Genomic DNA, 21,770 nt, shown 5'->3' with positions numbered 1-21,770 from the left:
TCTACTGGTTTCCGTGCTCTTCGGCGGCCTGCTGCATAGCCTGCTCCAGGCTGCTGGCAAAGGCCTCGTAGGGCATAAAGCCGCGGGCAAGGAGGTAACCTTGGTTGCCCACGCGCAAAATACTGGTAGGAAACCCCTGCACCCCAATTCGAGCCACCGCCGCAAACTCCTGGCGCGTCGCGTGGGCGGTTTCGGGCAAGGCCAGTCGCCGGCTGAACTCGGCTACGTTCAAGCCAAAGTCAGCGGCCAGCACCTCGTAAGTTGCCGAGTCGTTCAGATTTTTGCCTTCCCCGAAGTACGCCTGCTGCAAGGCGTGGGCAAAGCTGGCCGTCTGGTTGTAAGGGTCGAGCTGGCGAAAGACAGTCAGGGCCCGGCAAGGCGGCTCCGAATCCTGGATGTAGCTGCCCTCGGCACCCAGCGCCCGAAAGGCGGGCCCGAAGCTAACGCCGGCCACCTTTTCCACCTGGGCCAGTGCCCCGCTGATATAGTCCCAGTCGTGCCGGATGGGGCCCACGTTTTCGCCCGTCACCATGCCGCCGCTGAGCACTGATACCGTCAGGCGGCCGGCAAACTCGTTTTGGATACGCTCCACGACCGGGCTCATGCCGTAGCACCAGCCGCACAGCGGGTCAAAAATGTACAGCAGTTCGGGCAGGTCGGGGGTTTGTTCCATATCAGGTATTGGCAAAAGCAGTAAGACCGGCAAAGAAGGTAAAAGTTTGGGCGGCATGAAATGAAAAAGCCAGTGAAACATGGTTCCACTGGCTTTTTCGTTCTTTTATATCCGGCTTAGCCGTTCATCGACATCAGGAACTCTTCGTTGTCCTTGGTGCCTTTCATGCGGTCCTTCAAGAACTCCATGGCCTCCGAGGCGGTCATGTCGGCCATGAACTTGCGCAGCACCCAGATGCGGTTCAACTCGTCTTTATTCATGAGCAGGTCCTCGCGACGGGTACCCGAGGCCGGCACGTCGATGGCCGGGAAGATACGCTTGTTGGCCAGCTTGCGGTCCAGCTGCAGTTCCATGTTGCCGGTACCCTTGAATTCCTCGAAGATAACCTCGTCCATCTTGGAGCCGGTTTCAATCAGGGCCGTAGCAATGATGGTCAACGAGCCGCCGTTTTCCACGTTGCGGGCCGCACCGAAGAAGCGCTTAGGCTTATGCAGGGCATTAGCGTCCACACCACCCGACAGAATCTTGCCCGAAGCGGGCTGCACCGTGTTATAAGCACGAGCCAAGCGGGTAATCGAGTCGAGTAGAATCACCACGTCGTGGCCGCACTCTACCAGGCGCTTGGCTTTTTCCAGCGCAATGCTGGCAATTTTCACGTGGCGGTCGGCCGTTTCGTCGAAGGTGGAGCTCAGCACTTCGGCTTTCACCGAGCGGGCCATGTCCGTTACTTCTTCCGGGCGCTCATCAATCAACAGGATGATGAGGTAGACCTCGGGGTGGTTTTCGGAAATCGAGTTGGCAATTTCCTGCAGCAGCACCGTTTTACCGGTTTTGGGCTGGGCCACAATCAACCCGCGCTGGCCTTTGCCAATGGGGGCAAACAGGTCCAGAATGCGGGTGCTCAGCTGGCTCGACTTGGTCGACAGCTTCAGCCGCTCTTCGGCAAACAGCGGCGTGAGGTTGGTGAACGGGATACGGTCCCGGGCTTCCTCCAGTGTCCGGCCGTTAATGCCTTCTACGCCAACCAGGGCAAAGTACTTTTCACCTTCCCGCGGGGGGCGGATTGTGCATTTTACCGTGTCGCCAGCTTTCAGGCCAAACTGCTTTACCTGCTGCGGAGCCACATAAATGTCATCCGGCGAGGCGAGGTAGTTGTAGAAGGGCGAGCGAAGGAAGCCGTAGCCGCCGTCGGGCATCATTTCCAGTGTACCTTCGCTGGGAATTACAATGTCAAAATCGTTGCGGGGGCGCTGCTGAGCCTGCTCACCCTGAGGCCGCGGCTCACCGCCCTGACGCAGCTGCCGCTGCTGGTCCCGAGCGGCAAACCGGTCTTCCCGCCGTCCTTCGCGGCCTTCCCGCTCCGGGCGGGGCTCCCGCAGTTCACGGGGCGTGTCGCGCAGGGGGCGCGGCTCGCGCGGCTCCCGGCCCTCACGGCCTTCCCGGGGCTCACGCACAACATCATTGCGGTATTCGCGCGGCGCATCGGCCCGCTGTTCCCGGGGCTCGCGGCCTTCGCGGGGCTCCCGGTTCTCTCGGAAATTGCGGGGCTCCCGGCCATCTTCCCGGCTCTCCCGCTGCTCACGAGGCTGGCCGTTCGTCTGCTCCGGACGGGGCTCCCGCGGTGGGGCGGGTGCCACTACCGCTTCGGGGGTCGTTGCTACGGCTTCCACCTCTACCGGCGCCGCAACGGCCACTTCGGCCGCCGAATTGTTCACCTCTTCAGCGGCTGGGGCAGCCACTGCAGCTGGGGCTTCTTCTACGCGGCTCCGCCCTTCCGAGCGGCTCCGGCGCTCGGGGCGCTGGTAAGGCTTGATGGGCCGGGCCGGGGTTTCAGCGGCAGGAGCAGCAACTTCGGCTGCCACTGGGGCGGCTTCCACAGCTACCGGGGCGACAACTTCGGCTGCTACAGCAACCGGAGCCGCAGCGGCGGCCGTAGCACGGGCTACGCCATTGTCGCGACGGGGCGGGGTGGTTCGCGGGGCCCGGGAGTTGGTGCGGGGAGCGGGAGCTACCGCTACCGGAGCCGGCAGTTCGGGCGCCGCCGGAGCCGCAGCTACGGCTACATCCGAGAAAGCCAACGGCGCGGTGGCCGCGGGTTTATCGTCACCCGTTTTCACTTTTTTGGGGAGCTTGTCGGCTGGCGTGATGGCCTGCTGATCCAGAATCTTATAAATCAGATCCTGCTTGCTGAGTTTTTTGAAGTTACCGACGTTCAGTTCTTCCGCTATTTCCTTCAACTCGGAAAGCAGACGGTCCTTCAACTCTTCAATATTGTACATACACTAAAACTGGGAGAAAAAACGGGCGGGGCGAAACCGACACAGAGCAACACAGGCCAATCCGGGCAACAGAAGCAGCCGCAAGGCGGCGCGGAAGCACAGTAACGGAATGAAACGGGGGTAATTACGAGGGGGAGGCGCTGGGGATAAATCGGGCCGTGCGCAATAAAACTGACTGCGGGCCCGGCATCAGCGGCCGGCTTGCTTACGCAATGTTAGCGTAATACGCCCGAACCGCCAAATGGGATACATTTTTTTTAACTGATTGGTGCGAAGCCCTTCCAAGTACTTGCTGGCTTCCATTTTCAGCCAGGATTGACCCCCGCGCTTTCCATGCACTACCAGCACCGTATAGCTTACCCCGAAAAGCAGTTTGAGGTTTCACCGCCGTATCAATCGTGTTTTTATCCGAAAGCCTATTCAAAAAAACCTACTTTTGCCCTTGTTCAAAACCGCGTTTTCTGCCTTATGCTGCAAGTTTCTGTTCTGCGAGATAATACCGAGCTGGTCTTGGCCGGCCTAGCCAAAAGACACTATAAAACGGCGGAAGCGGATGTTTCGGCCATCTTGAACCTGGACCAGCGCCGCAAACAGCTGCAAACTGAGCACGACCAAGCCCAGGCCGAAGCCAATGACCTGGCCCGGCAAATCGGGGGGTTGATGAAAAGCGGCGATAAAGCCGGGGCCGAAACTCTAAAGGCCCGCACCGCCGAGCTTAAGCAGCTGACCAAAACCCATTCTGACGAACTGGTACAGGTAGAGGAAGCCCTGCAGCAAACCTTGTACAAACTGCCCAACGTGCCCCACAGCAGCGTACCGGAAGGCCGCTCGGCCGACGACAACGAAGTCGTGCGCGAAGTAGGCACCAAGCCCGAGCTGCCCGCTACGGCCAAGCCCCACTGGGAGCTTATCGAGCAGTACGACATCATTGACTTTGCGCTGGGCAATAAGATTACCGGCGCCGGTTTCCCGGTGTATAAAGGGCAGGGCGCCCGCCTACAGCGCGCCCTGATTAACTTTTTTCTGGATGAGGCCCGCAATGCCGGCTATACTGAAATCCAGCCCCCGATTCTGGTGAACGAGGCCAGCGGCTACGGCACGGGCCAGCTACCCGACAAGGAAGGCCAGATGTACCACTCCACGGCCGACGACCTGTACCTGATTCCGACGGCCGAGGTGCCCATTACCAACCTCTACCGCAACGAAATCATTGCCCCCGACCAGCTGCCGGTGCGCAATGCCGGCTACACGCCCTGCTTCCGCCGCGAGGCGGGTTCGTGGGGCGCCCACGTGCGCGGCCTCAACCGCCTGCACCAGTTCGACAAGGTCGAAATCGTGCAGATTACCAAGCCCGAAGACAGCTACGCGGCCCTCGACGGCATGGTGGTCCACATCGAAGGGCTGCTGCAGAAGCTAGAGCTACCCTACCGCGTGCTGCGCCTCTGCGGCGGCGACATGGGCTTTACCTCGGCCCTGACCTTCGACCTGGAGGTGTGGAGTGCCGCCCAGCAGCGGTGGCTGGAAGTAAGCTCGGCCTCGAACTTTGAAACCTACCAAGCCAACCGCCTCAAGCTGCGTTACCGCGGCGACAATGGCAAAACCCAGCTGCTTCATACGCTCAATGGCTCGGCCCTGGCCCTGCCTCGCATTGTAGCAGCCCTCCTGGAAAACAATCAGGCGGAAGACGGCATTCAGCTGCCGGAAGTGCTGCACAGCTACTGCGGGTTCAGCAAAATCGGGTAGACAACCTGTTTTCGCGAGGCGCCGAGTGAGTCATTGCTTCGCATTGCTTGCAATGACTCACTCGGCGCCGTAGTCCCCGCCCTTTTACCAGAAAGCCCTTACTCGTAGCACAACGAGTAAGGGCTTTCCTCTTTCCAAGCATCAGCTCATTTTAGAAGAATAACTTCGGCGTTCAGGCTCACCAGGAGACGTTTGTTCACTTTCCAATGCTTTCTGCGCCAGCAGAGCTGAAGGCAACTAATATTCGGCCATAGCCTGATCCTGGTAGCACCAGGCCCATTGCTCACCGGGCTCGGCGGAGGTAACCACCGGGTGCTGGGTGGCCCGAAAATGCTGGGTGGCGTGCTTGTTCTTAGACGAGTCGCAGCAGCCGACGTGGCCGCAGCTTTGACACACGCGCAGGTGCACCCAGGTGTCGCCCAGCGCTAGGCACTCGGCGCAGCTGTAGGCAGCCGCCGGAATAATGGGTTCAATAGCCTGCAAATGCTGACAAAGGGCCATAGAGCAACACGTTTTAAGAGGTAAGAAATTCGGTTTCAGGTACCAGCCGCGTGACAATGCGCAGGCCGCTCATCAGGGTTTTCTGCACCGGGCACTTCTGGGAAATTGCCTCCAGGCGCTGGCGCTGCTCCTCGGTCAGGGGGCCGAGCAGGCGCAGTTCCTTGGTGACTTCCTCCAGCATCTGCCCCGGCTGCTCACACTTCTCACAGTCGTGCTCGTGCACGCGCTGATGACTCAGCCGCACTTCTATGCCTTCGAGCGGCCATTTTTTCTGGGTGGCGTAGAGGCGGAGCGTAATGGCGGTGCAGGCGCCCAGGGCGCTGAGCAATAAGTCGTAGGGCGTGGGCCCCCGGTCTTGCCCGCCCACCTCGGTAGGCTCGTCCACAATAAAGGTGTGGCGCCCGGCCTGCACATCGGCTTGCAATGCCTCGGGGCCGACGCGCACCAGCACGTGTTTATCTGCCAGCATGGAACTAGTCGTTAGACCCAAACGGCAACCACCGCCGGGCGGAAAGGCAAAAGGTAACCAATTGTCGCCGCGTATCCCAGCTGTCGTGGCCGAGCTTACCGGCCGTCGTGGCTGGGCGGCAGATCCAGATCGAACGTTATGTCGCGCATACACCTGAAATGCCCCTGCGGACACTTAGCGTAGCCGATTTTGGAGCAGGGACGGCACGGCAGCCCGCGCACCTCGAGCACCCGAAACTCGGTCCGGTAGGGGTACATGCCAAACTCGGGTACGGTGTTGCCCCACACGCTGAAAATCTCCTTGTGAAAGGCGGCCGCAATGTGCATCAGGCCGGTGTCGTGGCTGACGACAAACTGGGCCTGCCGCACCAGCGAGGCCGACTGGTTTAGCGAGTAGTGGCCGCAGGCGTTGTAAATGGTTGTGCGCGAGGCGGGGTTGTTTTCAAAGGCCAGCTCCACGATATGACCGTTGCTTTCGTCCTCGGGGCCACCGAGCAGCACCACGGGCCGGTTGAGCTGGGCACACAATTCAATGATTCGCTCGGTGGGCAAACGCTTAGTGGCGTGCTGCGCCCCAATGGCAAACGCGACGTAGCCCGGCTGAAACCCCGCCGGCAGCGTGGCCACGTTCACCTCGTCCTGTTCGGGAATAAAGTAATCCAGGCCCTGTTTGTCGTCTGTTACCCCCAGGGCGGCGGCGGCGGCCAAGTAACGCTCCACGATGTGCACCCGCGGCAGCAGATCTACTTTGGTATTCACCAGCAGCCATTTCTGCCCGTTGAGCTTGTCGAAGCTGGCCGATTTCACGCCCAGGCGCAGCTTCAGGATACTGGTGCGCAGGTTGTTGTGCAAATCGACGACATAGTCGAACCGCTCCTGCCGCAACTCGGCCACCAACTCGCCCAGGGTGCCGGTCAGGTAGTGCGCTTTGTCGATGTAGGGGTTGGGTTCGATAAGGCTGCGGTAGGCAGGTTTGGTGCAAAAATGCACCTGTGCTCCGGGCACCTGCTGCTTTAGCGCCCGCACCACGGGCGTTGTCAGCACAATATCACCGATGGAAGAAAAGCGCAGAACCAGAATTTTCATACAAGCTACTCACGGCCGGCTGGACGTAGCCGACCCGTACTATTACCCAAATAGGGAGTCTTTAAATTCCAGGGGCGGGGTAATATTGGCCTTGCGCTCGGCAAAATAGGCAGCCATTTCCTCCGCACTCAGGGCGTTGAAGGTCATGTCCTTGGTCAGCCCGCCCTTGCGGCCCATCATCACGCCGTAACGCATGTCAGCGTAGCCGTCGGTGTGGTGAGCGTCGGGGTTGATGCTGAGCTTCACGCCTTGGTCCAGGGCGTAGCGCACCCAGCGCCAGTCCAGGTCCAGCCGCCAGGGGTTGGAATTGATTTCGATGATGACCTTGTGTTGGGCACAGGCGTCGATAATGGCCTTGTGGTTGATGGGGTAGCCTTCGCGGCGTAGCAGCAGCCGGCCCGTGGGGTGGCCCAGCATGGTGGTGTAGGGGTTGGCAATGGCCCGCAGCAGCCGCTCGGTGGCTTTGCGCTCATCCATGCGCAGATTGCTGTGCACCGAGGCCACGATGAAGTCGAAGCTTTCGAGCACGTTGTTGGAATAATCGAGCGAACCGTCGCCGAGAATGTCGCTCTCAATGCCTTTGAAAATGCGGAAAGGAGCCAGCTCCTGATTTAGCTGGTCGATTTCGCGCTGCTGCTGCCGCACCCGCTCGGGGCTGAGGCCGTTGGCGTAGTGGGCTGCCTGCGAATGGTCGCAGATGCCCAGGTACTCGTAGCCCTGGTCGCGCAGAAACTCGGCCATCTGCCGCAGGGTGTGGGCGCCGTCGGAGTAAGTGCTGTGGTTGTGCAGGGAGCCGCGCAGGTCTTCTTCGGTCAGCAGCTGGGGCAGCTTTTTTTCCTGGGCCAGGGCTACTTCGCCCAGACCTTCGCGCAGCTCGGGCTCCACGTATTGCAGGCCGGCTTTTTCGTAGATGGCCGTTTCCTGGTAAAACTTTTCCTGCTTGACCAGTTGCCGCAGGGTGCCGGCCCGGCCGGCGTGGGCCAGGGGCTCGGTCAGGTGGGCATCGGTAGCGGAGAGCAGAAACAGCTGGTTGACGAAGTTTTCCTTGCTGACCAGCTGCACTTCCACTTTCACGCCCGAAGCCGTGGCCGTGCCGCGCCAGGCAAAGGGCCCGGAGCGTTGCGGGTCGGGCGTGAGGCCCTCGAGGCCATTCAGCAGCTCGTGGGCCTGCCAGGGCTGGGCAGTAGCCGCCACCAGCACAATGGTTTCTACGATTTCGAGGCGGCGGCGCACTTCCCCGGCCACGGCCACCGACTCGGTGCGCAGCGCCTCGCGCAGGCGGCGGGCCAGGTCCTCGGCCAGCTCTTCGGCCTGGGGGTAGAGCACCTTGCCCCGGCTTTCCTGGTTGAATTCGAGGGCGGCCAGAATCAGGTCCTGGGTTTTCTTGCCAAAGCCCTTGAGCTTGCTCACCTCGTCCCGCTCGGCGGCCTCGCGCAGTTTCTCGGGGCTTTCGATGCCCAGCTCCCGCCACAGGGCCCGGATTTTCTTCGGTCCGATGCCTTTGATACCCAGCATTTCGACCACGCCGGGCGGGGTAATTTCCAGGAGCTTGCGCAGCTCCTCAAACGTGCCCGTATCCAGCATTTCGGCTACTTTGGCCGCGGCCGTCTTGCTCAGCCCCGTGCGGTCGGGCAGGCCAGTGCGGTCCATGTCGGCCACGGGCAGCTCCAGGCGCTCGAGCGTAGCGGCGGTGCCTTCGTATGCCCGGATTTTGAAAGGATTCTCGTCGTGCAGCTCCATAAGCGACGCGGCGAGGCGAAAAGCACGAATAAGGGCGCGGTTATCCACTTCGTTTGTAGTTGCTAGTTGTCGGTTATCAGTTGTTAGCCGGGGGGCGGAACTGCCGAAACGGACGGCAAGCAACGGGCAGCTAACAACGAAACCAGATGGGGGTGGCTGGTCAAAGGTACGGGCCAAAGTCGTACATTCGCTCCTACGGCCCATTGCCGAGCAGTGGCTAGGTTTATTCTCCTTTTCGTCTTTCGTATGCGCTTACTGGCTTTATTGGCTTCGCTGAGTATGTTTCTGCTGGCTGGCACCTGCAACACCGATTCGCGGGCTTCGACGCCCCGGCTCAAGCAGCTGGAAGGCACCTGGCTGCATGCCCACGAGGAAGACCAGGGCGACGTGCAGGTGTACCGGCCCAATACCTACGCCTTCCCGCCTTCCCGGGGCCGCACGGGGTTCCAGTTCGACCACAACGGCCTGTTTACGCAATATGACATTGCTCCTACCGACGGCCTGGAAGGCCGCAAGGGCACGTGGAAGGCCGAAGGCAGCACTATTCTGCTCATCAGCCTCGACGATAAAAAAGACCCTGACTACAAGCTCGAAATTGTGTCGTTGGAAAGCGGGGTGCTGAAGGTGCGCCGCCTGGAGTAACGAGAGAAGCGGTGCCGCCGTGCAACCTTCACCCCTATTATAGTATCTAGTCTATATACTCCCGCAATTTTTTGTTCTGCTTTATGCGCCTCTTGCTTTTTTCGCTTAGCGCCCTGCTTCTGCTGGGTAGCTGCTCCAAAGAGTCCGATCCTACTGCTCCAATTGTTACCCAAGCCTCCTTTGATTCCCAGATCCAGGGGCGCAACTGGGTGGAGTCGTGGGAGGAAGAGCAGCCCGGCAGCGACATTAAAGTATTCCGCCCCGATACCTACGCGTTTCCCGCTTCCTGGCCCCGCAATGGGTTTCGGTTCGATGAAAACGGTGTTTTTACCGGGCGGGGCCCCTCGCCTACCGATGGTATTGCCATTTACCCCGGCCTCTGGATTACGGAAGACAACAGCACGTTCCGCATTACGCCCAGCGGCAAAAGCATCAGCTACGGCCTGCAGTTGATTTCGATCCAAAACGACGTGCTCTACGTGCGGCGGGTAGAATAGCCTGGTTCGACGCCGGGGCAACCGGATAAAAAGCCCGACAAAAGCTGAACTGAACATTTTTCAGTCTTCTTTTGCCGGGCTTTTCCTTTGCTTTCTTTTTGCTTTCATGAATTACTGGCTCGTAAAATCAGAACCCAGCGCCTACTCCTGGCAGAACTTCACCCAAGACGGCCGCACCGACTGGACCGGGGTGCGTAATTTTCAGGCCCGCAACTACCTGCAGCAGATGCAGCCCGGCGACCTGGTGTTATTTTACCACAGCGTAACCGAAAAAACCGTGGTGGGCATTGCCGAGGTTAGCCAAGCCGCCGCCCCCGACGCAACGGCCGAAGCCGGCAGTGGCTGGGTAGCCGTGGAGCTACGCCCCCAGCAGGCCCTGGCCCGGCCCGTCCGGCTCGAACAGATCAAGCAAGACAGCCGCCTGGGCCAGATCGGGCTGCTGCGCCAGTCGCGCCTGAGCGTAATGCCCCTGCGCGCCGAGGAGTTTGACGTGCTGCTGGAGCTGGGCAGCTAGCCTGTTCCCACTTCCCATTTTTTGCCAAAACCTGGTCTTTTCTGGAGGGCCAGGTTTTTTTGCGGGCCTGAACAGAATACGATTCGCCGGATGTTGTGTGCAAAATGACGAAACGCGGCATCAGGCATAGTACGACGCGTGGCTATTGTCTGGCCTTCGTCGTATCTTCCCCTTACCTGATACTGGCGCGGTGCCCTGCCCGATGGTTCTTATGAAACAAACCCTACTCGGCCTCCTTCTGCTGATGTTGGCGGCTTTGCCCGGCCAGCTGCGGGCCCAGGATGTACCCGCGGATGCGCCCCGGCAAACCGCCAGGCTGGAACTCGACCTGGAAACGTATTCCAGTGACGTGGACGTGTTGGCTATTCCCGAAGACAGCAGCGCCGTGCTGCTCATTGAGCGTGAGCCCCGGCTTTCCCGCAATAGCACCTACACGTTTCAGAAGCTGGACCACGCCCTGCACACCCGCTGGACGAAGCCCCTGGAAGTACCCGAACGGTTCTACCTGTCGCGGATGTGCGCCGAAGGAACGATGGTATACGCCTTGTTTCAGGACGATTTTCTGGCCAATAAACTCTGGGTTGCGGCGCTGAACAGCCGCACCGGCGAAATCCGCTCCTCTACCTACGACACGAAAATCAACCACCAGATCTTCGGCATGAAAGTGCTCGATGGCAACGTCTTCGTGACGGTGCAAATCGAGCAGCACCTCACGGCCCTGATGCTGAACCTGCAGTCGGGCGAGTTTCAGTTTCTGCCCGCCGTCTACGAACCGCTCGACAGCCAGCTGACCTTTCTGGCCGACTCGGTAGCCAAGCAAATCAAGTTTGTGGTCAGCCAAACCAACGGCGTAAAATCCCGTCTGCAGGTCAAGCAGATTTCGCCCCAGGGCAAGCTGCTCCACAGCGAATTTGTGCAGGCCGAAAGCAACCGCAGCCTGATTACGGCCCAGCTTAGCACCGGCGACTCGACCAACCGCCTGATGGCCGGCACCTACACCCTGCGCGACAACCGGTTTTCCCAGGGCCTGTTTGCCACCGACCTCACCCAGGGCCTGACGCCCACGGGCGTGCGGTCCTCGCTGCGCTTCTACGACTTTCTGAACCTGAAGCATTTCTTTGACTTCATGAGCCCCAACCGGCAGGCCCGGCTACGGCAGCGCGGGGCCCGGCGCCTGGCGGCCGCCCGCGAATTTCGGCTGCACTACCGCCTGCTAATGCACGATTTGCTGCCCAGCCCGGAAGGCTACGTGATGGTCGCCGAAATCTACTACCCCCATTATCGGTACAGCAACTATTGGTACGGGCCCGGCAGCAGCTTACCGCGCAACTTCGACGGCTACCGAACCACGCACGCCATTATCTGCGGATTTGACCGGCGGGGCAACTTGCTCTGGGACAACACCTTCGTGCTAAAGGATGTGGAAAGTGTTTCTTTGCAGGAAATGGTGCGGGTGCAAGCTCTGCCCGATGGGCGCCGGTTTGCCCTGGCGTACTTGGATGACCAGGAAATCCGCTACAAAGTCATTGACCGCACGGCCCCGGCCCCGAATGATTTGCTGGTGCCTATTGCCACCACGTTGACGCCCAACGTGAAGGAAAAACCATCGGGCACTACCCACGGCGGCATGCAGGCCTGGTACGGCGGGCGGTTTCTGGCTTTTGGCTACCAGCACGTGCGCGCCGCCAACTGGCACGGCCGTGACGTGTTCTTTGTCAACGCCGTCGATTTCAACTGAGCCGAACGGACGGCCCGGGGCTGCGTATGGGAAAAGCAGTTTGTTCTTTTTGCTCTTCTTTTACGCTATGAAAAACCGAATTCTGACTCTTTGGGTGCTGATTGCGCTGCTCGCGGCCAGCAGCTGCCGTACCAGCGGCCCCGGCACCCCCGCCCGCACGGTAGCCGAATTTTTCAACAAGTATGAAAACCGCTCCGGCTTTAAAGCCACCGACTGGTCGGCGGGCCTGACAACCCGGCTCCTGCTCTTGAAGCTAGGCAACCTGGGCGGCGACAATGAGCTGACCCAGGCTATTTCGGCGGTGCGCAGCGTGAAGGTGCTCACGTTTTCGCCCACTACCGGTAGTGCCCGCGAATTGGTAGCCGAGGGTCTGACCAAGGAGGTAGACGGCCTGCTGGCCAACGAGCGGTACAAGCCCCTGCCCGTAACGGCCGAAGCCGGCACCACGGTGATGCGCTATTCGGCCCGGGAGCAGGGCGACCGGGTAAAGGAAGTGGTAGCTACCGGCAACGTGCAGGGTGCCCCCGAGTCGTTTATGCTCGTGGCCATTTCCGGCGACTTCACCAAAAGCCAGGTTGATAAGCTGGTGCGGTTCCTGCCTAATGTAAGCGGCGAACTGGCTAAGTAGCGCCATTTTTCCAGTCACAAAAAAGGCCGCCCGGTAACCGGGCGGCCTTTTTTGTGGCCGCCCGGTCAGCGCCTGATTGCGTCCTTCAGATTCGTGGCTTGTTGAAAAAACTATACATTATCTACCCGATTCTTGGCTAGCCAGGAGCACTTTATACACGTCGATATCTATGCTTTGGAAAGTAATGACCATGGGGCTAGTGCTGCTTCACTTGGGCGCCGGCCCGGCCCGGGCCCAACGGAACAAGATTACGATTGGCCACATCGACAGCCTGAGCTCAAAAGTGCTGCAGGAACGGCGCGGTCTGTGGATTTACGTGCCGCCGGCTGCCGCCGAGCCCGGCTACGCGCCCAAGCATTACCCGGTGCTTTATTTGCTGGATGGCGACTTGAATTTTGCCTACGTCACGGCCCTAACCCAGCAACTGCACCTGAGCGGCCAGGGCCCCGAAATGATAGTGGTCGGGATTCCGCACCCCTACCCCACCCGCACCCGCGACCTGACGCCCACGCACTCGACCAGGCGCTGGGATGGGACCGAAGACCGGGCGCTGAACGGATCCGGCGGTGGCGAAAAATTCCTGGAGTTTCTGGAAACCGAGCTGCAGCCCTACATCGACGCGAACTACCCCACGGTGGCGTACCGGCTGCTGGTAGGCCACTCCCTGGGCGGCCTAGCGGTCTTGAACACACTGGCCACCAAGCCCAAGCTGTTCAATGCGTACCTAGCCATTGAGCCCAGCCTGTGGTGGGACAATACCCTGGTGCTGCGGAAACTAGACGCAGCCGGGCAACAAGGTAGATTCACCGGGCAGAAGCTATTTCTGGCCGTGGCGCACACCGAAAGGCCAGACCTCGATACGGCCCAGGTGCGGCGCGACACGACGGGCAGCACCCGGCATACGCGGGCTAACCTGGCCCTGGTCGACCGGCTGCGCCGGCAGAAGCCGGGCTCTTTGGCTTGGCAGTGGAAATACTACCCCCGCGAAAATCACTTCTCGGTGGCGGTGCCGGCCGAGTACGATGCTTTGCACGCCTTTTTTCGGCATCAGGAGCTGGCTCTGCCCACTTCCCCCACCGACCCACGCTTTACTCTGGCGGTGGTGCAGCGGCACTACGCGCAGGTTTCGCAGCAATACGGTTATGCCGTGCTGCCGCCGGAGGAAACCATGAATATGTATGCCTGGGGCTATATGCAGCACAAGCTCTGGGAAAAAGCCTACCAGTTTCTGCAGCTGAACCTAACGAACTACCCCCAGAGCTACAACGCCCACGCCAGCATGGCAGCCTACTACGAGCAGCGGGGCGACAAGGCCCAAGCCCTACGCTACTACGCTGCCGCCTTACGCATTCAGGACTTGCCCGAAGCCCGGCAGAAAATAGCCGAGTTGCAAACCACCACCCCGAAACGATAATCCACAAAAAAAGGCCTCACCGGATTGGTGAGGCCTTTTTTTGTATAAACTCTGCTACAGATTACATAGCGGGCTTCGGCAGGGCGAAGAATTCGAACTTGAACTCTACGCGGCGGTTTTTCGACATGCCGGAGGACGACGTGTTCGGGGCGGCAGGCTCCCCTTCACCACGACCTTCGGTCACGACGCGGCTGCCTTCTACCTGTTTGCCGGTGAAGTAGCGCTTCACCGATTCGGCACGACGCTCCGAGAGGCCTTGGTTGTACTCATCGGTACCGCGGCTGTCGGCGTGACCAATGACGCGGATACCGTACTCAGGGCGCGTTTTCAGGGCTTCTACCATCTTATTCAGCGCGGGGTACGAGCTCCGCTCAATCACGGTGCTGTTGGTTTTGAAGCGAATCGGCACTTCCAGCTTCCGCAGGGCGGGGTCCACAACGAGCGGGCAGCCGTTCGAATCGACGCGGGTACCGGCCGGGGTGTCGGGGCACTTGTCCACGTTGTCGAGGATGCCGTCATTGTCTTGGTCGAGCACCAGTGGGCAGCCGTTGGCATCCACCTGCGTGCCGGCGGGTGTGTCGGGGCACTTATCCTGCGGATCTGCTACGCCATCTTTGTCGGTGTCGGGGCAGCCGCGCATCTGGGGCGTACCGGGGGTATCGGGGCAGGCGTCGTCGCCGTCGCGCACACCGTCGTTGTCACGGTCGGGGCAGCCTTCCAAGTTAGCTACACCTTTTTCGGTGGGGCACTTATCCTGGTAATCCGGAACTCCGTCGCCGTCGCCGTCCAGGGGGCAGCCGTTCTCATCCACGGCGACGCCGGTGGGCGTGTCGGGGCATTTGTCTTTGCGGTCCGGCACGCCGTCACCGTCGGTGTCCTTGGCTTTGCCGAAGGCAATGTTTACGCCTACCGTGTGTTGCAGGTAGCGGTCATCAAACTTATCATCGTCGCGAATCGGCTCCCCGTCGAGGTTGGCATTGAGCGGAATATGCTGGCCGGTCTGCACAAACAAGCCGATAGCCTCGCTTACCTGGAAGTTGATACCGGCGGCGCCAAACAGGTCGAAATAGGTTTTGTCCTCGTCGATGCGCTGCCCGCGCACCACGCCTTCGCGGCTGGTGTAGGCAATGCCGGGCGCGGCCAGCAGATAGGGCTGGATTTTAGCATCTTCTTTTAGCGCCCAGCCGTTGTTGAGCTTCAGCTTCAGCGCCAGGTTCACATTCACCACGTTGGTCGCGAAGTTGGTACCCGCGTCCTTGGTGCCCTTCAACTCCACATAAGCGCCCTGCAACCCCAAATCGAGGCCGGGGGTGAGGTAGCGGTTGATGCTGATGCCGGGGCCATAGGAGTTGTTGCTCCAGTTCCAGAAATCGGAGCCGAGGCTACCCTTGTACTGGTAGGCGCTGCCGTAGAGGCCAATAGCCGTTTTGCGGTCAGCTGTCTGCGCGTGCCCACGCGGGGCCGCCGCCAAGAGCGCCAGTCCCAGGGCCAGGGAGGAGATTAGAGAACGTTTCATGAGAACGGATTTGGATGGAAAATCAGCCGCGTTGTGGACATACCAAAGACGGCCATGCCTCAAACATAGCTAATGGTCTATACCTTTTAGCTACAAGAAGGTTGCCGCTGAGGTGCTACAAACCCTGTTTGCCCCCCTAGGCCTGGGGGCTTTCTGCCTGCCTCTCAGCCAGTCACGCCCTGTCAAAAAATTTGTAACAAATCCTGATTATTTCACTCTACTCAGATTACTGCCCACAAAAAAGAGCCGCCCGCACCCCGGACGGCTCTTTTCCAGGCCAGGTACTATTCCAGGCGGTTAGCTCCGACTTTCGGCCATCAGCCGCTCGATATCGGCTGCTTCCAGCGGGATATTCTTCATCAGGTCTTCGTTGCCCGTCTTGGTGATAAGAATATCATTTTCGAGGCGGATGCCCAGGCCCTCCTCGCGGATGTAGATGCCCGGCTCGCAGGTATACACCATGCCCGGCTCGAAGGTGCGGTACTTGGCGCCCACGTCGTGCACGTCGAGACCCAGGTAGTGGGAGGTGCCGTGCATGAAATACTTCTTGTAAAGGGGGGCGGCGGGGTCCTGGTTGCGCACGTCGGCTTCATTGAGCAAATCGAGCTTAATGAGTTCCTGCTCCATGGTGCGGCCCACTTCGGCGTGGTAGTCTTCGATGTTGTTGCCGGCCACGAGGCGGGAAGTGGCAAACTTCATGACCCGCAGCACGGCCTCGTACACGGCGCGCTGCCGCGGCGTGAAGGTACCGTTCACGGGAATGGAGCGCGAAAGGTCGGCGGCGTAGTTGGCAAATTCGGCCCCGAAGTCGAGCAGCAGCACGTCGCCGTCCTGGCACTGCAGGTCGTTGCTGACGTAGTGCAGAATGCAGGCATTGGCGCCCGAGGCAATGATGCTGCCGTAGGCCGGGCCGCGGCTGCGGTTGCGCACAAACTCGTGGAGGATTTCGGCCTCAATCTCGTACTCCCACACCCCGGGCTTGACGAAGCCCAGCAGGCGGCGGAAGGCTTTTTCGGTAATGTTGGCCGCTTCGCGCATCAGGCGGATTTCCTCCTCGCTCTTGGTAGCGCGCAGGTGGTGCATGATGGGGGCCACGCGGCGGTACTGGTGCAAGGGGTACTGCTCGCGCAGCTTCTTGCCCAGACGGGCGTCTCGGGTTTCGACCTCCACCACGGCCCGGATATGCTCATTGGAGTTCAGATACACGTTTTCGGCCTCGTTCATCAGGGCCGGCAGCACCGTCTCGAACGATTCGAGCCACATAATGGTGGCCACCCCCGACTGGGCGCGGGCATCGGCCTTGGTCAGCTTATAGCCTTCCCAGACCAGAATATGCTCACTGGTTTCCTTCAGGAACAGGATTTCGCGGTACTGGGGCAGCTTGGCATCGGGGAAAATCACCAGAATGCTTTCCTCCTGGTCGACGCCCGAGAGGTAGAACAAGTCGTTGTTCTGGCGGAAAGCCATGGTCCCATCCGCGTTGGTGGGCATGATGTCGTTGGAGTGGAAAATGGCCAGCGAAGCCGGGGGCAGTTGCTGAACGAAGTTGCGCCGATTCTGAATAAACAGCTGCGGATCGATGGGACCGTAACGCATAGGAAGGAGTTGGTTGGCGAAGAAAGACGCGCCCGGGGCGGGGCGGCTGCAAGTTAAATAGATTGGGCACACCCGCCGGAATGCCGGGCGGGGCCGCGCTTATTTACGCCCCGGCTTGAACCTGGGCGGCAAGGCGGTATCTTTGCAAACTGCTACTCATCTATGCCCCATCCTGTTGCCCGCCGCGCCGTCCTGCTCATCCAAACCGCCTTCATCGGCGACGTTATTCTGGCCACGGCGCTGCTGGAGTATCTGCACCAAACCGAGCCCGACACGCCGGTTGACTTTCTGGTGCGCAAGGGCAATGAAGGCCTGGTACAAGACCACCCCCACGTGCGCCGGGTGCTGATCTGGGACAAGAAGAAAGACAAGTACCGCGGCCTGTGGCACCTGCTCCAGCAGATCCGCGAGGCCGACTACCAGCGGGTCGTAACCTTGCAGCGCTTTGCCTCCACGGGCTTCCTGACGGCTTTTTCGGGGGCGCCCGAGCGGGTCGGCTTCGACAAGAACCCCTTGGCCTTCCGCTTCACGCGCACTATTCCCCACGTCATTGGGCCCGGCGTGCACGAGGTATCGCGCAACCTGCACCTGCTCGACCCGGCCTACGACGGCCCCCTGACGCTGCCCCGCCTCTACCCCACCGCCGCCGATGAAGCCGCCGCGGCCCAGGCTGCTGAGTTCAGCCACGGCCAGCCGTATATCTGCATTGCGCCCACTTCGGTGTGGTTTACCAAGCAATTTCCGCGGGAGCAGTGGGTAAAGCTGCTGCGGGCGTTGCCGGCCAAATACGCCGTATTCTTGCTGGGTGGCCCGCCCGACGTGGCCGAGTGTGAGCAGCTGCTAGCGGCGACGAGCAGACCTGGCGTCGTGAACTTGGCGGGTAAGCTGTCCTTGCTGGCCTCGGCGGCGTTGATGCGCGGAGCGGTACTCAACTACGTCAACGACTCGGCTCCCATGCACCTGTGCTCGGCCCAAAGCGCACCGACCTGTGCCATCTACTGCTCTACGGTGCCCTTTTTCGGCTTTGGTCCCCTGAGCCCCTTTTCCCGGGTGGTCGAGCTGCGGGAGGAGCTGGCCTGCAAGCCCTGCGGCCTGCACGGCTACCGCAAGTGCCCGCTCAACCATTTCCATTGCGCCCACGGCATCGAAACCAGTCAGCTGCTCAGTGCCCTGGCCGAGGCCGAAGCACATGTAGGCTGACGCGCTACCTTTGCCAGGATGAAACCAGCGGCGGTGCTTGCTGGTTAGTATCTTTTCCGGACCGGGCTATTTTTTAGCTGGCCGGGCCTAGTCTTCAAGACCCCAACCAATGTCTGATTACGACCTCTACGAGTTGCCCAACGGCATTCGGGTTCTACATAAACAAGTATTGCACACCAAAATTGCGCACTGCGGCTTCCTGCTGGACATTGGCTCCCGCGACGAAAAGCTGCACCAGCTGGGTTTGGCCCACTTCTGGGAGCATATGGCTTTCAAGGGCACCGAAAAGCGCAAGAGCTTTCATATCCTGAACCGTCTCGAAACCGTGGGCGGCGAGCTGAATGCCTATACCACCAAGGAGAAAATCTGCTTTTACGCCTCGTTGCTCAGCACCCATTTCGAGCGGGCCTTCGAGCTGCTGACCGACTTGACCTTCAACTCGGTGTTTCCCGAAAAGGAAATCGAGAAGGAGCGCGGCGTGATTCTGGAGGAAATGAGCATGTACCAGGACGCGCCCGAAGACGCCATTGTGGACGACTTCGACGGGGTGATTTTCCCGAACCATTCCCTGGGCCACAACATTCTGGGTACCCGCGAGAGTGTGTCGGGCTTCCAGCAGCAGGATTTCTTCCAGTTCCTGGCCGACAACGTGCGCACCGACCGGCTGGCCTTTAGCTCGGTGAGCAACCTGCCCTTCAAGGAAGTGAAGCGCCTGGCCGACAAGTACCTGGCCCCGCTGCCGGCTCAGCTGGGCGCCCGGCCCCGCACGCCCTTCACGGCCTTTCAGCGCGTGGAGCAAACCGAGCGGAAGCCCATCAACCAGGCCCATTGCATCATCGGGGGGCCCGCCTACGCCATTGGCGACAAGCGGCGCATTCCGTTTTTCATGCTCAACAACCTGCTCGGCGGCCCCGGCATGAACTCGCGCCTGAACCTGGCCGTGCGCGAAAAGTACGGTCTGGTGTACACCATCGACTCGACCTACAGCCCCTATACCGATACGGGCTTGTTTGGCATCTACTTCGGCACCGAGAAAAAGCAGGTGGCCCGCACCATTTCCCTGGTGAACAAAGAGTTAAAGCTCCTGCGCGAAAAAACCCTGACCACCAATCAGCTGCACGTGGTGAAAGAGCAGCTGATGGGGCAGCTGGCCATGTCGGAGGAAAGCAACAGCGGCATGATGCAGCTGCTGGGCAAAAGCACCCTCGACCTGGGCCGGGTAGAGTCTATCAACGAGGTCTTCGCCCAGATTCGCCAGATTACCGCCGAAGAGCTGCGGGACCTGGCCAACGACGTGCTGCGCGAAGACAACCTGAGCGTGCTGCAGTATTTGCCGGAGTAAGCAGGGTTTGCGTCTTGTGTCCTGGCGGGCGCAGCGCGGCCATCCGTCCGCTGAAATGGACCAAGTGCCCTAACGTGAAAAGCCCTTTACTCCCGCTGGAATAAAGGGCTTTTTGGGTAAAGAACGGGCTTACCTGTGCCGCGGACGGATGGCCGCCGCTTGCTGCGCGGAATGTCGTTTCTCCTCGCAAGGACAGCACGGAAACTCACTTAGTCACTAAATTATTCCTTTCCCGCCTATGCGCGTTTTTGGCCATATCGGCACCTACCGGCCCGGCGACACGTTTGCGTCGCGCCTGGCGCTTAGTGCGGCCGGAGTGCACCGGCCACTGCGGGCGGGCGTCAGCGGCACCCCGGCCGAGGGTGTCGACTCGATTGTGCTGGCTGGCCAGTACGAAGACGACGTATTCGGGGAAGACCAGATTCTGTACGCCGGACAAGGCGGGCGCGACGCCAAAACCGGCCGCCAGGTAGCCGACCAGGAGTTGACCAGTCGTAACCGGGCTTTTCTGCAAAGCCTGGAAACCCAGCTGCCGGTGCGCGTGCTGCAAAAAGTTGACACGGAGGATGGGTTATCGGCTTACCGCTACGAAGGCCTGTACCAAGTCAGAGATGCTCAATACGTGCGGGGCCGGTCGGGTTTCTGCATCTGGCTTTTTACTTTGCGCCCTCTACTAGCCGACGTATAATGCTGCCCCCTGATTTAACGTTATTTGCGCGCCGGTCCGTCTTTATCACACCTCTGAACCGTTAGCGGCATGCCCTTCACGCCCGCCCATCCGGCCCTGGTCCTGCCCCTGCTGCGCCCCTGGCACCGCCAGCTGTCGGCTACGGCGCTGGTACTAGGCGCCATGGCTCCCGACTTCGAATACTTCCTGCGGCTGCGGCCCGACGGGATTTATGGGCACACGCTGGCCGGCATCTTCTGGCTCGACCTGCCGCTGATTCTGGTCTTTGCCTGGCTGTTTCACAACCTGGTAAAACGGCCCCTGGTGCAAAGCCTGCCGGACCTGCTCCGTGCCCGTCTGCTGCCGTTGGTCGGGGCGGCCTGGCCAGGGCGCCGCCTGCTTTCGGCACCGGTGCTGCTAGGCGCTTTGCTCGGCTGCGTTTCCCACATCGTCTGGGACTGGTTTACCCACGATGACGGCCTGGTGGTGCGGCACTGGCCGCTGCTGCGCCAGGTACTGCCGGGCTTTGCGCTGGGGTGGCCCCTGTATACGTTTCTGCAGTACGTGAGTACTTTCATTGGGCTGGGCAGCATTCTGTGGTTTATTCTCAAGCTGCCCGCTCAGCCGACGGCCGCCCCACCGCCTACCCGCACCCGGTTTACCTTTTGGCTGGCGACTGGAGCGGTGCTGCTGCTGCTGTGGGGTCCGTTTATGATCTACTCTGCCTCCATCTGGCCCTTCGACGCCAACTCGGTACTCGTTACGGGCATGAGTGCCGGGCTGGTCGGCATGCTGGTAGCGGCCGGTACCCTGCGCCGCCGCCTGGCCGGGCCGGCCGCCGCTCTTTCCTGATTCGCTTACTTTTCCATTCTTTTCTGTGCATCCCGACGAACTACAGGCCTACGCCGAAGCCCACTCCACGCCCGAGACCGAACTGCTGCGTCGTCTCAACCGCGAAACCCACGTGCAGGTGCTGGCCCCGCGTATGTTGTCGGGGCATTTGCAGGGCCGGGTGCTGAGCATGCTCAGCCACATGGTGCGCCCCCGCCGCGTGCTGGAGCTGGGCACCTTCACGGGCTACTCGGCCCTGTGCCTGGCCGAGGGCCTTACGGCCGATGGCGAGCTGCATACCGTAGAGCAAAACCCCGAGTTAGAGGCTCGAATTCGGCGCTACGTGCAGGAAGCCGGCCTTGCCCACCGCATCCACCTGCACATCGGGGATGCCACGGCCGTATTGGGCACCTTGCAGGAAACCTGGGACTTGGTGTTTATCGACGCCGACAAAATCAACAACGCGCGCTACTACGAACTGGTACTGCCCCGGGTGCGCCCGGGCGGCTTTCTTCTGATTGATAACGTGCTCTGGAGCGGCAAGGCCCTACCTTCTTATAGCTTGAAACCTTCCGACAAGGATGCCCACGCCGTGCGGGCCTTCAACGACTTAGTGCAGCAGGATGAGCGGGTGGAAAATGTCTTCCTGTCCCTGCGCGACGGCCTACTGATGGTACGCAAACGATAATTTTTAT

Annotated in this window: 20 protein-coding genes; 12 read left to right on the top strand and 8 right to left on the bottom strand. The window is 60.5% G+C overall.

The genetic code is table 11. The features are described from left to right. Window position 1: 1 nt before the first annotated feature. A complete protein-coding gene (locus tag E5K02_RS21195; protein WP_167856529.1) occupies window positions 2-673 on the bottom strand; it encodes a DsbA family protein in 672 nt (223 codons plus the stop codon). A 116-nt stretch (window positions 674-789) separates the two neighbouring features. Next, on the bottom strand, window positions 790-2,952 hold the full coding sequence (gene rho / locus E5K02_RS21190) for a transcription termination factor Rho (RefSeq protein WP_135397739.1): 2,163 nt from the start codon (window positions 2,950-2,952) through the stop codon (window positions 790-792). 468 nt (window positions 2,953-3,420) lie between these two features. Here rho and serS point away from each other — a divergent pair, with 468 nt between their 5' ends. Next, on the top strand, window positions 3,421-4,695 hold the full coding sequence (gene serS, locus E5K02_RS21185) for a serine--tRNA ligase (protein ID WP_135397737.1): 1,275 nt from the start codon (window positions 3,421-3,423) through the stop codon (window positions 4,693-4,695). Between the two features lie 237 nt (window positions 4,696-4,932). On the opposite strand, the gene E5K02_RS21180 is transcribed toward serS, so the two are convergent. From E5K02_RS21180 to E5K02_RS21165, 4 genes are all read right to left on the bottom strand, one after another. Beyond that, entirely contained in the window at window positions 4,933-5,196 is a 264-nt protein-coding gene (locus E5K02_RS21180) for a UBP-type zinc finger domain-containing protein (RefSeq protein ID WP_135397735.1), read from the bottom strand. 13 nt (window positions 5,197-5,209) lie between these two features. Next, a complete protein-coding gene (locus E5K02_RS21175) occupies window positions 5,210-5,665 on the bottom strand; it encodes an OsmC family protein (protein WP_135397733.1) in 456 nt (151 codons plus the stop codon). A gap of 95 nt (window positions 5,666-5,760) precedes the next feature. Beyond that, window positions 5,761-6,750, bottom strand: a complete 990-nt coding sequence (locus tag E5K02_RS21170) for a glycosyltransferase family 9 protein (protein ID WP_135397731.1) — start codon at window positions 6,748-6,750, stop codon at window positions 5,761-5,763. 42 nt (window positions 6,751-6,792) lie between these two features. Next, complete coding sequence (locus tag E5K02_RS21165; RefSeq protein ID WP_135397729.1) at window positions 6,793-8,538, bottom strand: helix-hairpin-helix domain-containing protein; 1,746 nt, start codon at window positions 8,536-8,538, stop codon at window positions 6,793-6,795. 198 nt (window positions 8,539-8,736) lie between these two features. On the opposite strand from E5K02_RS21165, the gene E5K02_RS21160 reads away from it, so the two are divergent. The 6 genes from E5K02_RS21160 (at window position 8,737) to E5K02_RS21135 (ending at window position 13,923) form a co-directional block, all read left to right on the top strand. After that, window positions 8,737-9,132 (top strand): hypothetical protein, encoded by a 396-nt coding sequence (locus E5K02_RS21160; RefSeq protein ID WP_135397727.1) that lies wholly within the window; start codon window positions 8,737-8,739, stop codon window positions 9,130-9,132. Window positions 9,133-9,215: 83 nt separating this feature from the next. Beyond that, entirely contained in the window at window positions 9,216-9,629 is a 414-nt protein-coding gene (locus E5K02_RS21155; protein ID WP_135397725.1) for a hypothetical protein, read from the top strand. A gap of 106 nt (window positions 9,630-9,735) precedes the next feature. After that, window positions 9,736-10,143, top strand: coding sequence for an EVE domain-containing protein (locus E5K02_RS21150; RefSeq protein WP_135397723.1), 408 nt, complete (start codon window positions 9,736-9,738; stop codon window positions 10,141-10,143). 211 nt (window positions 10,144-10,354) lie between these two features. Then, window positions 10,355-11,881 carry a hypothetical protein gene (locus E5K02_RS21145; RefSeq protein ID WP_135397721.1) on the top strand — a complete coding sequence of 509 codons (1,527 nt, stop codon included), beginning with the start codon at window positions 10,355-10,357 and terminating at the stop codon, window positions 11,879-11,881. Between the two features lie 67 nt (window positions 11,882-11,948). Then, on the top strand, window positions 11,949-12,509 hold the full coding sequence (locus tag E5K02_RS21140) for a DUF4252 domain-containing protein (protein WP_135397719.1): 561 nt from the start codon (window positions 11,949-11,951) through the stop codon (window positions 12,507-12,509). 169 nt (window positions 12,510-12,678) lie between these two features. Further along, window positions 12,679-13,923 (top strand): alpha/beta hydrolase-fold protein, encoded by a 1,245-nt coding sequence (locus tag E5K02_RS21135; protein ID WP_135397717.1) that lies wholly within the window; start codon window positions 12,679-12,681, stop codon window positions 13,921-13,923. A 61-nt stretch (window positions 13,924-13,984) separates the two neighbouring features. Here E5K02_RS21135 and E5K02_RS26190 read toward each other — a convergent pair whose 3' ends face one another. Then, window positions 13,985-15,439, bottom strand: coding sequence for an OmpA family protein (locus tag E5K02_RS26190; protein WP_135397715.1), 1,455 nt, complete (start codon window positions 15,437-15,439; stop codon window positions 13,985-13,987). A 297-nt stretch (window positions 15,440-15,736) separates the two neighbouring features. Continuing rightward, window positions 15,737-17,035, bottom strand: coding sequence for an aminopeptidase P N-terminal domain-containing protein (locus E5K02_RS21125; protein ID WP_135397713.1), 1,299 nt, complete (start codon window positions 17,033-17,035; stop codon window positions 15,737-15,739). A gap of 162 nt (window positions 17,036-17,197) precedes the next feature. On the opposite strand from E5K02_RS21125, the gene E5K02_RS21120 reads away from it, so the two are divergent. From E5K02_RS21120 to E5K02_RS21100, 5 genes are all read left to right on the top strand, one after another. Further along, window positions 17,198-18,235: a glycosyltransferase family 9 protein gene (locus E5K02_RS21120; RefSeq protein WP_135397711.1), complete on the top strand. Its 1,038-nt coding sequence runs from the start codon at window positions 17,198-17,200 to the stop codon at window positions 18,233-18,235. Window positions 18,236-18,344: 109 nt separating this feature from the next. Then, on the top strand, window positions 18,345-19,577 hold the full coding sequence (locus E5K02_RS21115; RefSeq protein ID WP_135397709.1) for a M16 family metallopeptidase: 1,233 nt from the start codon (window positions 18,345-18,347) through the stop codon (window positions 19,575-19,577). Between the two features lie 238 nt (window positions 19,578-19,815). Beyond that, on the top strand, window positions 19,816-20,265 hold the full coding sequence (locus E5K02_RS21110) for a YDG/SRA domain-containing protein (protein WP_135397707.1): 450 nt from the start codon (window positions 19,816-19,818) through the stop codon (window positions 20,263-20,265). A 69-nt stretch (window positions 20,266-20,334) separates the two neighbouring features. Beyond that, the gene (locus tag E5K02_RS21105) at window positions 20,335-21,096 is read left to right on the top strand and encodes a DUF4184 family protein (RefSeq protein ID WP_135397705.1); all 762 of its coding nucleotides are present in this window, start codon (window positions 20,335-20,337) and stop codon (window positions 21,094-21,096) included. A 25-nt stretch (window positions 21,097-21,121) separates the two neighbouring features. After that, entirely contained in the window at window positions 21,122-21,763 is a 642-nt protein-coding gene (locus E5K02_RS21100; RefSeq protein WP_135397703.1) for an O-methyltransferase, read from the top strand. Window positions 21,764-21,770: the final 7 nt, after the last annotated feature.

Origin of the sequence: Hymenobacter metallicola (genome assembly GCF_004745645.1) — a bacterium.
GTDB lineage: Bacteria > Bacteroidota > Bacteroidia > Cytophagales > Hymenobacteraceae > Hymenobacter > Hymenobacter metallicola.
This window is presented reverse-complemented; position numbering and strand designations above follow the sequence as displayed.

Bases quoted from the DNA above. Each gene is read 5' to 3' on its own strand.
- E5K02_RS21195 (WP_167856529.1), bottom strand. From the start codon at position 673: ATGGAACAAACCCCCGACCTGCCCGAACTGCTGTACATTTTTGACCCG.
- rho (WP_135397739.1), bottom strand. From the start codon at position 2,952: ATGTACAATATTGAAGAGTTGAAGGACCGTCTGCTTTCCGAGTTGAAG.
- serS (WP_135397737.1), top strand. From the start codon at position 3,421: ATGCTGCAAGTTTCTGTTCTGCGAGATAATACCGAGCTGGTCTTGGCC.
- E5K02_RS21180 (WP_135397735.1), bottom strand. From the start codon at position 5,196: ATGGCCCTTTGTCAGCATTTGCAGGCTATTGAACCCATTATTCCGGCG.
- E5K02_RS21175 (WP_135397733.1), bottom strand. From the start codon at position 5,665: ATGCTGGCAGATAAACACGTGCTGGTGCGCGTCGGCCCCGAGGCATTG.
- E5K02_RS21170 (WP_135397731.1), bottom strand. From the start codon at position 6,750: ATGAAAATTCTGGTTCTGCGCTTTTCTTCCATCGGTGATATTGTGCTG.
- E5K02_RS21160 (WP_135397727.1), top strand. From the start codon at position 8,737: ATGCGCTTACTGGCTTTATTGGCTTCGCTGAGTATGTTTCTGCTGGCT.
- E5K02_RS21155 (WP_135397725.1), top strand. From the start codon at position 9,216: ATGCGCCTCTTGCTTTTTTCGCTTAGCGCCCTGCTTCTGCTGGGTAGC.
- E5K02_RS21150 (WP_135397723.1), top strand. From the start codon at position 9,736: ATGAATTACTGGCTCGTAAAATCAGAACCCAGCGCCTACTCCTGGCAG.
- E5K02_RS21145 (WP_135397721.1), top strand. From the start codon at position 10,355: ATGAAACAAACCCTACTCGGCCTCCTTCTGCTGATGTTGGCGGCTTTG.
- E5K02_RS21140 (WP_135397719.1), top strand. From the start codon at position 11,949: ATGAAAAACCGAATTCTGACTCTTTGGGTGCTGATTGCGCTGCTCGCG.
- E5K02_RS21135 (WP_135397717.1), top strand. From the start codon at position 12,679: ATGCTTTGGAAAGTAATGACCATGGGGCTAGTGCTGCTTCACTTGGGC.
- E5K02_RS26190 (WP_135397715.1), bottom strand. From the start codon at position 15,439: ATGAAACGTTCTCTAATCTCCTCCCTGGCCCTGGGACTGGCGCTCTTG.
- E5K02_RS21125 (WP_135397713.1), bottom strand. From the start codon at position 17,035: ATGCGTTACGGTCCCATCGATCCGCAGCTGTTTATTCAGAATCGGCGC.
- E5K02_RS21120 (WP_135397711.1), top strand. From the start codon at position 17,198: ATGCCCCATCCTGTTGCCCGCCGCGCCGTCCTGCTCATCCAAACCGCC.
- E5K02_RS21115 (WP_135397709.1), top strand. From the start codon at position 18,345: ATGTCTGATTACGACCTCTACGAGTTGCCCAACGGCATTCGGGTTCTA.
- E5K02_RS21110 (WP_135397707.1), top strand. From the start codon at position 19,816: ATGCGCGTTTTTGGCCATATCGGCACCTACCGGCCCGGCGACACGTTT.
- E5K02_RS21105 (WP_135397705.1), top strand. From the start codon at position 20,335: ATGCCCTTCACGCCCGCCCATCCGGCCCTGGTCCTGCCCCTGCTGCGC.